The sequence below is a fragment of the Streptomyces sp. NBC_01622 genome (assembly GCF_045209635.1).
Classification (GTDB): domain Bacteria; phylum Actinomycetota; class Actinomycetes; order Streptomycetales; family Streptomycetaceae; genus Streptomyces.
This window is the reverse complement of the sequence record NZ_CP109293.1, coordinates 1,251,093-1,263,456: the sequence shown is the minus strand read 5'-3', so window position 1 is coordinate 1,263,456 and position 12,364 is coordinate 1,251,093. Positions and strand designations below refer to the sequence as shown.

Sequence of the window (12,364 nt, the reverse complement as noted above, 5' to 3'; positions counted from 1 at the left end):
GTACGACAACTCGCCTGCTACGACAGGTCGTTGGACGATCCTGCCGACGAAGCGGCCCCGACGAGGCCGGCCGTCGCTTCCCACAACCGGCCGGCCATGACCGGGTCGAGTCCCGCCTTGCCCTGGCGGCGGACGGTCGGGGAGCCGCGAAAGCCGCCCAGGCCGTCCGGGCCGACGTAGGAGTTGCCGGGGACGTCCTGCGTCGCGCCGTAGAGCAGCGAAAGCGCGCCGCGCTCCGGGGTGTTGGTGAGGAAGGTGAACCGGTTGACGACGTTCGACCGGGAGTGGGCCGCCAGCGCGGTGCGGGCGATGCCCGGGCTCGCGAGCACCGAGCGGACCGGGCTGCCGGCGGCGGTCAGCCGGCGCTGGAGCTCCAGTGAGAAGAGGACGACGGCGAGCTTCGACGCCTGGTAGGCCTGCATCCCGTTGTGCCTGCGCGTCCGCCAGTCGAGGTCGGCCAGGTCGATCCTGCCCTGCTTGTGCAGTTCGCTGGTGACATGCACCACGCGGTCGGTGATGTGGTCGAGCAGCAGGGTGGTCAGCAGGAAGGGGCCGGTGTAGTTGGTGGCGGTCTGCAGGTCGAGGCCGTCGGCGGTGCGGGCGGCGGGGATGTCCATCACACCGGCGTTGTTGATCAGGACGTCGATGCCGCCGGACCAGGCGTCGGCGAAGGCGCGCACCGAGGTCAGGTCCGACACGTCGAGCGGGCGGATGTCGAAGGCGCCGGGCAGGCCGGCGACCGCTCGGCGGGCGGCATCGGTGTCGCGTACGCCCAGCACGAGATGGGCACCGGCACGGGCGAGTTCACGTGCCGCGATCAGACCGAGGCCGCGGCCGGCCCCGGTGATCACCACCGTACGGCCGGTCAGGTCGGGAAGGTCGTTCGCTGTCCAACTGGTCATGCTGCTCATGGGACTTGGCTCCGTTGTCGGTGGTGCGCGGTGACCCGCGCTCGCACCGCCAGTGAACGCGCCGCGCCACGGGCGCCGGAAGGACCTCCGCAACCACTGACTCGCAGGTCGTGGATAAGCCGCGCCGGATCGCCAACGATGGGGTCATGGACCACACGTTCGACCGCTCGTCCCTCGGCGCGTTCCTGCGCACCCGTCGTACGGCCCTGCAGCCGGAGGACGTCGGCTTGCGCCGGGGCCCGCGCAGGCGTGCTCCGGGCCTGCGCCGGGAGGAGGTGGCGGAGCTGTGCGCCATGTCCGCCGACTACTTCGCCCGGCTGGAACGCGGCGACGGGCCGCAGCCGTCGGAGCAGATGGTCGCGGCCATCGCCCGCGGGCTGCGGCTGACCACGGACGAACGCGATCACCTGTTCCTGCTCGCCGGCTACCGAACAGCCCGCCGTGACCTACGAGTCGGGCATGTCAGCCCCGGACTGATGCGCGTCATGGACGGCTTGGCCGGTACCACCGCGCAGGTCATGGGCCCGCTGGGCGAGACGCTGCTGCAGACGCCGTCGGCGGTCGCGCTGCTCGGCGAGCAGACCCGGTACACCGGCAACTCCCGCAGTGCGACCTACCGTTGGTTCACCGACCCGGCAGAGCGTGAGCGGTACCACCCGGAGGACCGCGACGACAACAGCCGTACCAATGCCGCGCTGCTGCGCTCGACCGTCACCCGGGACGGGCCCGGCTCCCCGGCGGCGGACCTGGCGGACGTCCTGCTGCGCGGCAGTGACGAGTTCGCCCGCTGGTGGGAGCGCCACGAGGTGGGCCTGCGGTGGAGCGAGACCAAACGGTTCGTGCATCCCCAGGTCGGGCGGCTGGACCTCTACTGCCAGCTCCTGCTCGAACCGGACCAGGGCCAGTCACTGCTGATCTTCACCGCCACCCCGGGCACGGAACACCACGAGAAGCTCGCTCTGCTCACGGTGCTCGGCACCGACCGTTTCACCGCCGACCGGGCACCTGGACCCGGCCCGAGGTGATCCGTGGTTCTTGCCCAGCTCTTCCCTTCCATTGGTGAACCTCGACGGCTCCTTTCACCTCTACGACATGTAGTAGGGGTTGCCCCGGCATGAACCGCCGGCCGACGAGGGCGGAACGAGGAGGAGAAGGACGCCATGGATGACGGTCCCCGCGCCGGCGGCGGTCTGCGACTGCGGCGCCGTGACGCGCCCGCCACCGCCGGGCCGCCGCTGACCCGGCCGCTCACCACCGGGCCCGCCGCGCCGCAGCAGCTGCACCGGGGGATGACGCTGATCGCCACGATCAGCCTGTTCATCGGCACCCGCGACGCCTGGACGAGGGCGATGACCTCCCACCCGCCCGTCGCCGGGATCATCTCCGTCTGCTACGCCGGGATCCTGGTCGCCGGAGTCCTGGCCCTCACCACCCGCACCCGGCGCGCCCTGACCAGGGTCGACGTCGGCGTCCTGCTGCTTGCCGTCGCGCTGGTGCTCTGCGGCTACTGGCTCAACCACGCCGGCACCGACGAGGGCGTGCTCACCGCGCAGGCCGCGAACCAGATCCTGCACGGCCACCCCGTCTACGGCCAGCCCTGGCCCTGGCTCTTCGACTCCTCGTCCGTGGGCGTCACCAAGACCATGTCGGGCGGCGCCGACTACACCTACGGCTACCCGCCGCTGACCGCGCTGCTCGCCGCCCCCGTGCACGCCATGGTCCACTCGACGGCCGCCGCCACCCTCGTCACCACCGGCGCGCTCCTCGCGGGCGCCGTCCTGCTGTGGCTGCTGCTCCCGGCCCCCTGGCGGTCCGCCGCCACCGCCGTGTGCCTCGGCTTCGGCTTCCTGCCCGGCTACGCCTACTCCGGCTACCCGGCCGTCCTCGCCCTGGTCCTGCTCATCCCGGTGGTGGTCAGGTGGCCCGACACCGGAGCCGGCGGCCGGCTCGGACTCCCCGGAGTGCTCCAGGCCCTCTGCCTCGGCGCGGCCTGCGCCACCCAGCAACTCGCCTGGTTCCTCACGCCGTTCCTCCTCGTCGGCCTCTACGCCGTCCGCCGCGGCGACCTCGGCCCTGGGCCGTGTCCGCAAAGTCCCTCCCCCAGAGGGGGTACCCCCAGCCCCGCGACGCCCGGCACGCTCCCCCACTGCCCTAAGGGCGTGGGAGGTGCCCCCACTCGCCGCACCGGACAAAAGCCCACGTACAACCAGTACGAGGACTTCCGCCCGGCACGCCGAGAGCACGCACCGGACGCCGCGGGACCCGCCCTTCGGGCGGACGACGGGACTTTGCGGACACGACCCCGGCTCGCCCTCGGCGTGGTCGCCCGCTACACCGGCACCGCCGCACTGACCTGGGCCGCGATCAACGCCTACTTCGCCGCCGAGGACTTCTCCGCCTGGCTGCACGGACTGCTGCTCCCGATCACCCAGAAGGCGATCCTGCACGGCCAGGGCCTGATGGGGATCTCGTACTACTTCACCGCCGGCAGCAGGCACCTCGACTACTACTCCTACGGCAGTCTCCTGCTCCTGTTCGGCCTGCTCGCCGCCACGCTGCTCTTCGTGCGGCGGCTCGGCCCGGCGATCAGCGTGCTGCCCTGGCTGAGCTTCTACCTCGCCACCCGGTCCCAGGACGGCTACTTCCTGATGATGACCCCGCTGTGGCTCGCGGCTGCCGCCACCGTCCCCGCCTCCGCGCTCGCCTCGGCCTGGCAGCCCCGCATCCCGCACCTGACCGCACGCCCGGCGCGGGCCGTGCTCGCCGCAGGGCTCTTCGCGCCCGCCGTCGTGTGTGTGACGATCGCCGCGGCCAGTCCGCCGCCGCTGCGCATGAACGTCACGGCGGACATCGTGGAGCGCTCCGGGCACCGTGACATCACCCAGCTCGTCGCCCGGGTCGTCAACACGACCGCCACCCGGCTCACTCCCCACTTCGCCAGCCGCCTCGGGCAGGGCGCCTCCGGCTGGTGGACCGCCTCCGGCGGCCCGGAGTCCCTCGCCCCGCACGCGTCGGCGACGTATGTCGTGAAGCCGCCCGGCGGTCTCCGGCGGGTGCCGGACGGCGCGCATCCGCGCTTCTATCTGATCGCGGTCACCGGTACCCCGATGACCATCACCACCGCCCGCATTCCGACCAGTTGACCGACCTTGACGCAAAATGAAAGTCCGTAAATGAGAAAGCCCCTGCGGTGTTCTCATCTGAGATTGTTATATTGCGCAACCACGCAAGCGAGACGGGAACCCCGCCTCGTCCGACCCGACATGGCCGCGCGCCTCTGGCCGCAGCACCGACGGCCTGAACGGCCCGACCGTTTTGTGGGAGTGCCAGATGACCGACCTCGGGGACGGCCCCGTGGGACACGCCACGCGCAGTCGCACACGAGGGGTGCCCAGACCGCGATCGGGTGAGGCCGACGAGCCGCTGCCCACCGGCGGCCGGGCCGCCGCCCGCGCCGCGGCCCGCCAGGCGCCGCGCGGCGGATCCCGGGCGGCCGGACGTGCCGCCTCGCGCCGCCGGGGCAAGCAGCCCCCGCGCGGCAGGCGGGTGTTGAAGATCACCGCGATATCCCTGTCGACGCTGATCATGGTGACCGCGGGCGCCGGCTGGTGGTTCTACGAGCACCTGAACGGCAACATCAACAGCGTCCCGATCGACGACGGGGCGGGCGGCAAGGAGAAGGCCGACGCCTTCGGCCGGACGCCGATCAACCTCCTGGTGATGGGCAGCGACGCCCGGTCCAGCTCGACCGACTGCAAGCTCGGCGGCGGCTGTTCGACGACCGGTGTGCAGTCCGGGAACGGCAACGCGGACGTGGAGATGGTGGTGCACATCTCGGCGGACCGTTCCAACGCCACCGTGATGAGCATCCCCCGCGACACCATGACCCAGGTCCCCGCCTGCAAGGACCCCAAGAGCGGCCAGTCGACGTCCGGCTACTACGGGCAGATCAACAGCGCGCTCCAGTACGGGCAGGAATGCCAGGTCAAGACCGTGCACGCGCTCACCGGCATCACCATCGACCACTTCGTGCAGATGGACTTCTCCGGTGTGGTGAAGATGTCCGACGCGGTCGGCGGTGTCTCGGTGTGCGTCGACGCCGACGTCTACGACACCTACTCGCACCTGAAGCTCGCCAAGGGCACCCACACCCTCAAGGGCACCGCGGCCCTGGAGTTCGTCCGCTCCCGGCACGGCTTCGGCGACGGCAGCGACCTCGGCCGTACCGTCTCCCAGCACATCTTCCTCAGCGCCATGATCCGCAAGTTCAAGAGCGCGGGCACTCTCACCAACCCCTCGGCGGTCTACAACCTGGCCGACGCCGCCACCAAGGCGCTCACGGTCGACACGGGCCTCGGCACCGTCAAGAAGCTCATCGGGCTCGCCGCGGACCTGGACAAGGTGCCGACGAAGCGCATGACGTTCACCACGATGCAGACCGGCGCCGACCCGGCCAACGCCGACCGGGTCGTGCCCGCCGCCGCCGCGAAGAGCCTGTTCGCGACGATCGCCAACGACCAGTCGCTGACCAGCTCGTCCGGCAAGAAGTCGGCGGCGGCCACCGCGACCGCCACGGCAGCCGCCGTACCGGCCGCGCAGATCGCCGTCACGGTGGAGAACGGCACCAGCATCAGCGGCCGGGCCTCCACCGTCGCCACCGGCCTGGTGGACGGCGGCTTCAGCTCCGGCACCACCACGGGCAACGCCTCCGTCAGCGCGACCACGACCACCCTCACCTACGGCACCGGACAGAAGGCCGAGGCCCAGACCGTGGCCAAGGCGATCGGCCTCGCCTCCTCGCACGTCAAGCAGGGCACCGGCACCGGCCTGACGCTCGTGATCGGCACGGACTGGCCCAGCGGTACGACACTCCCCGGCGGCTCCTCGTCCCCGGCCCCGGCCGACACCAAGGCGGCCACCAGCAACGCCAAGGCCGCGACCGCCGACCAGTCGAAGTGCGCCGAGGTCAGCACCTACAAGACGGTCAGCCTGAACGGCGTCGCGATGACCCCGACCCAGGCGTACCGGGCGGCGACGAACAAGAAGGACTCGGCGTCCTGACCCACGGCTAGGGCGCGGCGGCGGTCCAGGTGATACGCGGAGGATCCACCCGCGCGCACAACGGGCCGCCGTTCGCGTCGCTCAGACCGAGACGGCCGACGAGCAGGCCTTCGCTCGCGGCGGCGGCCAGGACGTCGGCGGGCACGGAGTCGAGCATGAGTTTGGCGCGCCGGAACATCGTGAAGACCCCGTCCCCGTCCACCGTGCCCCACGACAGATAGACGAACCGGCGGCCCAACCGGTGCTGCACATAAGGGCCCTTGACCACGATTCCGTCCGGCGTGGCCTCCGTCGCGCACTCCAGCGTCCAGGTCGCGGACGCGCCGTCCCCCGGCTGCGGGTCGAGGAGTTCGGCCGGCCGGTCCCGGCGCTGCACGGCGACGTGCACGTCGCCGTACGCCGGGACGGGGCTGTCGGCGGGGGCGGCGAAGGTGCGGCCGGGCAGGTCGACGGCGTCGATACGGATGCGCATACGGGCCATCATGCCGGGTCCGCCGACCGAAGTTCCCCGTGCGGCCGTCGCGGTCCGTTTGCGGACGGCCGACGCGCACGGCTGGGCATCCACGCCTGCGAGGCGCCGGCGGCCGGATCATCTTCACCTGGTCAGCCGGCCAGTGGGTAGTGGCACGCGGTCCGGCGGCCGGTGGCCGTCAGGGTGAGTACCGGGCGCTCCACGGCGCAGCGCTCACGCGCGTACGGGCAGCGGGTACGGAACGGGCACCCCGTCGGCTTGTCCACCGGGTTGGGCACCTCGCCGGTGAGGACGATGCGCTCCCGGGGCGCCGACTCGGTGAGCGTTCCGTCGTCGATGTCCGGGACGGCCGACAACAGCGCCTGCGTGTACGGATGGGCCGGCTCCTTGTACAGGGCCTCCGTCTCGCCGAGTTCGACGATCTCGCCGAGATACATGACCGCGATCCGGTCCGACACGTGCCGGACCACCCCGAGGTCGTGCGCGATGAAGACGTAGGTGAGCGCGAACTCCTCCTGCAGGTCGGCGAACAGGTTCAACACCTGCGCCTGGATCGACACGTCGAGCGCGGACACCGGTTCGTCGGCGACGACCAGCTTCGGGTCTGTCGCCAACGCCCGTGCGATACCGATGCGTTGCCGCTGACCGCCGGAGAACTCGTGCGGATAGCGGTCCAGATGGGCCACCGCCAGGCCTACGACGTCGAAGAGCTCCGCGACCCGACGGCGCACGGCGGCCCCGTCGCCGTACCGGTGCACGAGCAGCGGCTCCGCCACGATGTCCCCGGCGCGGCGACGCGGGTTGAGCGAGGCCTGCGGGTCCTGGAACACCAGCTGCATCCCCGGACGTACGGGACGCAGCCGCCGCGTGGACAGGGTGCTGATGTCCTGGCCGTCGAACTCGACCCGGCCGCCCGTGAGTTCGGTGAGCCGTACCAGACAGCGGCCGAGCGTGGACTTGCCGCAGCCCGACTCGCCGACGATGCCGAGCGTTTCACCGGCGCGCACCTCCAACGACACACCGTCCACGGCACGGAGTACTCTGCGGTGCCGGGAGAGCCCGTCCGCACGCAGGGGATAGTGCTTGGTGACGTCCGAGGCGCGCAGCAGCACCTCTGTCGTTGTCGTCTGCGCGGTCACGGTGTGGCCTCTCGTTCCATGTCCGGTACGTCCGTCGCCGCCGTCCGTGAGGACAGGCGCAGCGAGGCGCGGTCGTCGTCGGGGAGCCAGCAGGCGTCGCGGTGCGCGCTGTCGCCGAAGTCCCTCAGGGCCGGTCGCTCCTCGCACCGGTCGTGCCGCAACCGGCACCGGGGCGCGAACGCGCACCCCTCCGGCAGGTTCCCCGGCGCCACCGGCATTCCCGCGATGGTGGGCAGCCGACGCAGCCGGGGCCCGCCCACGCGGGGCACCGAGTCGAGCAGTCCCCAGGTGTACGGGTGCCGCGGTCCGTGGAACACCGCCCGGCGCGGGCCCTCCTCGGCCGCCCGGCCGCCGTACATGACCAGGACCCGGTCGGCGATCTGCGAGATCACGCCCATGTCGTGCGTGATGAGGACGACTGCGGAGCCCTCCGTGTTCAACTCCCGCATCAGGTCGAGTATTTGGGCCTGGACCGTCACGTCGAGGGCCGTGGTCGGTTCGTCGGCGATCAGCAGGGCGGGGCCGCAGGAGAGGGCCATCGCGATGACCGCGCGCTGGCGCATGCCGCCGGAGAACTCGTGCGGGTAGCCGTTCGCGCGGGAGGCCGCGTCGGGGATGCCGACGTCGGAGAGCAGCCGGACGGCACGCGCGTGTGCCTCCTTGCGGGACACCTTCTCGTGTGCCCGGATCTGCTCGGCGATCTGCCAGCCCACGGTGTACACGGGGGTGAGCGCGGTCATCGGGTCCTGGAAGACCATGGCGATCTCCCGGCCCCGTACCGCCCGCATCTCCTTGTCGGGGAGGCCGAGCAAGTCCCGGCCACGGAAGCGGACTTCGCCCTCGACGGTGACGTTCGGACTGGTCAGCAGTCGCAGTACGGCGAGCATCGAGACGCTCTTGCCCGAGCCCGACTCGCCCACCACGCCCAGGATTTCACCGGGCGCCACCGAGAAGGACAGGCCGTCGACGACGGTGACGGAGCCTTGGCGGGTGCGGAAGGACACCCTCAAGTCGCGTACGTCCAGCAGGGGTTGGTCAGGCATGGCGGGCCCTCGGGTCGAGTCGGGCGTACAGGATGTCCACCAGGGCGTTGGCGAGGACCACGAAGAACGCCGCGTACAGGACCGTGCCCATGATCACGGGCAGGTCCAGGTTCTGGAGGGCGTCGAAGGTGAGCTTGCCGATGCCGGGGAGGCCGAAGACCACCTCGGTGAGCAGTGCGGCGCCGCCGACCAGCGCGCCGAAGTCCAGGCCGAACAGCGACACGATCGGGATGAGTGAGCAGCGCAGGGCGTGGCGGATCAGGATGCGCCGTTCGGAGAGACCCTTGGCGCGCGCGGTGCGGACGTAGTCCTCGTTCAGTGCGGTGACGACCTCGCCACGCAGCAGCCGGGCGTAGATCCCGGCGTACAGCAGCGCGAGGGTCAGCCAGGGGAAGAGGAGGTGCAGTGCCCACTGGCCGGGGTCGTGGCCGATGCCGACGTATCCCGGTGGTGGCACCCAGGAGAACACCGAACTGTGCAACTGCTTCTGGGTGATGAGGTTGACGACCTCGCCGAGCCAGTAGGCCGGCAGCGAGACCCCGACCACGCCGACGAGCATGATCAGCGGGTCGGCCGCCCTGCCGCGCAGGGCCGCCGCTGCTGTACCCATGATGATGCCGGCGGTCATCCAGATCAGCGCGGCGCCGACGACGAGCGAGAGGGTCACCGGGGTGGCCTGCACGATCTGCGGGATGACGCGGGAGCCGCGGTTGACGAAGGACTCCAGGTCTCGGTCGATCAGCAGGTGCCGCATCATCAGCAGGTAGCGGATCGGCATGGGGCGGTCGAGGCCGAAGGAGTGCCGGACCTGGGCGAGCGTCGCCGGGTCGGCGTTGCGGCCCGCGATACGGGCGGCGGGGTCGACTCCCGGTGTGGCGAAGAAGATCAGGAAGACCAGCACGCTGATCGCGAACATCACCAGCAGGGCGGACGCGAAGCGTTTGACGATGAATCGGAGCATCAGCGTCACACCCCGCCGCGCAGCCGGGCGCCCGGGTCGAGCGCGTCCCGCACGCCGTCGCCGAGGACGTTGAGCGCCGCCGTGGTCAGCGCGATCAGCAGGCCGGGGGCGATCGTCACGGCGGGCCGGGTGTAGAGCAGCCCGAGTCCGTCCTCGATGATCGTGCCCCAACTGGCGTCCGGCGGCTGGACCCCGACCGACAGGAAGGACAGCGCCGACTCGGTGAGCATGGCGAGCGCGGTCATCAGCGGGACGAACACGATCGCCGTGGGCAGCACGTTCGGCAGCACCTCGCGACGCAGGATGCGCACGGTCGGCGCCCCGGAACCGATGGCCGCCTGGATGTACTCCTTGTTGCGCAGCACCAGCACCTGACCGCGCAACGGCCTCGCGATGTAGGGCACATAGATCGCCGCGATGATCGCGACGGGCAGCCAGAGACTCCCTGCCTCCACGGTCAGCGGGCCCAGATGCAGCCCGTCGGTGAGCAGCACGACCGAGAGGCAGATCGCCAGCAGGTATACCGGGAACGCCCAAATCACGTCCAGGACACGGGAGATGACGGCGTCCACGACACCGCCCGCGTACCCGGCGACGACTCCGACGACCGTGCCCAGGGCGCAGGTGAGGAGCGCCGCCGTGAACCCGATGAACAGGCTCGTCCGGCCGCCGTAGAGCAGCCGGGCCATGACGTCGCGGCCCTGGTTGTCGGCGCCGAGGAAGTAGTGGGCGGGGTCCCAGGTCGGGCCGATCGGGGTGACGCCGAGGCCGAGGCCGGTGCTGCTCGGGGTGAGCACCGGCACGGTCTTCCCGTCGACGACCGTGGAGCCCGAGACGTGGGACTGGAAGGGGGCGGTGTGCGCGATGTGGGCCGCGTACAGCGGCGCGCACAGGGTCGCCAGGACGACCAGGAGGAGGACGACGGCCGCGGCCAACGCCGACCTGTTGCGCAACAGGTCGGCGCCGGCCGTCCGCCAGGGGCCCGGCGGGCGCCGGGCCTCCGGGGTGGCCAACTCAGGTGCGGCGGTGCTCACTTGACCCACGTCTGGCCGACGAGCATGTAGAACTGCTTGCTGAACTGGTAGTTGCCCAGCCGCTTCGACGTGAAGTCGATGATCTTCGGGTTGATCAGCGGGACGACCGGGGACTGCCGCATGATCGCCTGGTCGATCGCGCCCCACTGCGTGTTGGTCGCCGTCGGGTCGGTCTGGGCGGTCTTCAGCGCGGTCTGCATCTTGGCGTCGACGCCCTTGTCGCAGAAGCCCGAGATGTTGATGCTGGAGTCGCTTCCCGGGTGGAACGCGGCGCAGGAGAACAGCACGTTGAGGAAGTCGGAGGCCGCCGGATAGTCCTGGTACCAGGACGTCAGGGCGAGTTGGACCTTGTTCTTGGTGTTCTGGATGTAGGTGAACTGGATGTTCGCCGACAGCGGCTTGAGCGTCGCCTTGTAGCCGAGCTGGGTGAGCAGGCTCTGCAGGTACTGCCCGATCGACTTGTTGACGTCGTCGTCCTGGGTGACGATGCCGACCTCCTGCCCGGCCGTACCGGACTGCTTCACCAGTGCCTTGGCCGTGGCGAGGTCCGCGGCCGTCCAGGTCTTCCCGCCGCCCTTCGTGTAGTCGCAGGAGTCGACGTGCCCGGGGAAGCCCGGCGGCAGGATCGTGCACGCGGGGGAGGCGAGGTTGGTGCCGCCGTAGAGGCGCACCACGGCGGACCGGTCGACGGCCCAGTTGATGGCCTGGCGCGCCAATTTGTTGTTGAACGGGGCCGTGTTGACGTTCAGCGTCGCGTACCAGAACGCGGTCAGCGGGTTCACATGCGCCTGGGACGTGTACGTGGTGCCGATCTCGTTGAGCCGGTCGGCGGGCGGCGGGTCGTACATCCAGTCCGCCTGGCCGTTCTCGACGGCGGTGACCTCGGACTCGACGGTCTGCCCGAAGGTGTAGTCGATCTGGTCCGGGTACCCCTGCGGTTCGGCCTCCCGCGACCACTCCTTGAAGTGCGGGTTGCGCACCAGCTTCAGCGCACGGTTGGGGTCGTAGGAGGCCGCCATGTACGGGCCGGTCGTCGGCAGCGGCTTCGTGCCCGCGTCCTTCGTCGGCGAGTCCTTCGGCACGATGCTGGCGTGCGGGACGGCCAGTTTGTACGGGAACTCCGAGTCCGGCGCGGTGAGGTTGATGGTGACCGTGTTCGCGGTCGCGTCACCGGTCACGCCGCCCTTGAGGGTGCAGGACGCGGGCGTCTTCAGACAGGCGGTGGCGCCGACGATGCCGTTGTAGAAGGTGCCCGCGGTGGGGCTGGAGACCTTGAAGATGCGCTGGAAGGACGCCACCACGTCATCGGTGGTCAGCGCCTTGCCGTTGGAGAAGGTGATGCCCTTGCGGAGCGTGAAGGTGTATGTCTTCCCGCCGTTGGTGACCTTGGGCATCGCGGCGGCCAGGTCCGGGACGACCGTGAACGACGACTGTCCGCCCTCCTTCTTGAACGACAGCAGTCCGTCGTACATCGACTGGTACAACTGCCAGTACTGGAGGGTGTAGTTGACCTGCGGATCGAGGCTGCCGGCGGCGGCGTGGGCGACGAGCTTCAGGGTGCCGCCCTTGTGCTGCGGCTGGAAGACGGAGGAGCCGGACGCCGACGAGGACGTGGTAGGGCCGGAGGAGCTGTCGTCGGAGGACGAACAGGCGGCGGTGGTCAGGGCGAGGACGACGGTGGCGGCGGCGAACGCGCTCCGTCTCGTGGTGCGGGACATCCAGGGAACTCCCGTCGGAAATACG

Annotated in this window: 10 protein-coding genes; 3 read left to right on the top strand and 7 right to left on the bottom strand. The window is 70.6% G+C overall.

Translation table 11 applies throughout. From position 1 onward, the window contains the following. Window positions 1-17: 17 nt before the first annotated feature. Window positions 18-911, bottom strand: coding sequence for an SDR family NAD(P)-dependent oxidoreductase (locus OH768_RS05800; protein WP_406450708.1), 894 nt, complete (start codon window positions 909-911; stop codon window positions 18-20). Window positions 912-1,057: 146 nt separating this feature from the next. On the opposite strand from OH768_RS05800, the gene OH768_RS05795 reads away from it, so the two are divergent. The 3 genes from OH768_RS05795 to OH768_RS05785 all read left to right on the top strand — a co-directional run bounded on the left by OH768_RS05795 (window position 1,058) and on the right by OH768_RS05785 (window position 5,972). Continuing rightward, the gene (locus OH768_RS05795; RefSeq protein ID WP_406450706.1) at window positions 1,058-1,936 is read left to right on the top strand and encodes a helix-turn-helix transcriptional regulator; all 879 of its coding nucleotides are present in this window, start codon (window positions 1,058-1,060) and stop codon (window positions 1,934-1,936) included. Window positions 1,937-2,071: 135 nt separating this feature from the next. After that, window positions 2,072-4,054, top strand: a complete 1,983-nt coding sequence (locus OH768_RS05790) for a hypothetical protein (protein ID WP_406450704.1) — start codon at window positions 2,072-2,074, stop codon at window positions 4,052-4,054. 187 nt (window positions 4,055-4,241) lie between these two features. Beyond that, window positions 4,242-5,972 carry an LCP family protein gene (locus OH768_RS05785; RefSeq protein WP_406450702.1) on the top strand — a complete coding sequence of 577 codons (1,731 nt, stop codon included), beginning with the start codon at window positions 4,242-4,244 and terminating at the stop codon, window positions 5,970-5,972. A gap of 7 nt (window positions 5,973-5,979) precedes the next feature. Here the strand turns inward: OH768_RS05785 and OH768_RS05780 are convergent, their stop codons facing one another. The 6 genes from OH768_RS05780 to OH768_RS05755 form a co-directional block, all read right to left on the bottom strand. After that, window positions 5,980-6,444: a DUF5990 family protein gene (locus tag OH768_RS05780; RefSeq protein WP_406450700.1), complete on the bottom strand. Its 465-nt coding sequence runs from the start codon at window positions 6,442-6,444 to the stop codon at window positions 5,980-5,982. Between the two features lie 131 nt (window positions 6,445-6,575). Then, entirely contained in the window at window positions 6,576-7,556 is a 981-nt protein-coding gene (locus OH768_RS05775) for an ABC transporter ATP-binding protein (protein ID WP_406465151.1), read from the bottom strand. Window positions 7,557-7,579: 23 nt separating this feature from the next. Beyond that, complete coding sequence (locus OH768_RS05770) at window positions 7,580-8,626, bottom strand: ABC transporter ATP-binding protein (protein WP_406450698.1); 1,047 nt, start codon at window positions 8,624-8,626, stop codon at window positions 7,580-7,582. Further along, window positions 8,619-9,587, bottom strand: a complete 969-nt coding sequence (locus tag OH768_RS05765; RefSeq protein ID WP_406450696.1) for an ABC transporter permease — start codon at window positions 9,585-9,587, stop codon at window positions 8,619-8,621. Before OH768_RS05765 ends, OH768_RS05770 begins: the two co-directional genes overlap by 8 nt. A 5-nt stretch (window positions 9,588-9,592) precedes the next feature. After that, a complete protein-coding gene (locus OH768_RS05760; RefSeq protein WP_406450694.1) occupies window positions 9,593-10,621 on the bottom strand; it encodes an ABC transporter permease in 1,029 nt (342 codons plus the stop codon). After that, on the bottom strand, window positions 10,618-12,339 hold the full coding sequence (locus tag OH768_RS05755; RefSeq protein ID WP_406450692.1) for an ABC transporter substrate-binding protein: 1,722 nt from the start codon (window positions 12,337-12,339) through the stop codon (window positions 10,618-10,620). The genes OH768_RS05760 and OH768_RS05755 overlap by 4 nt, the downstream gene beginning before the upstream one ends. Window positions 12,340-12,364: the final 25 nt, after the last annotated feature.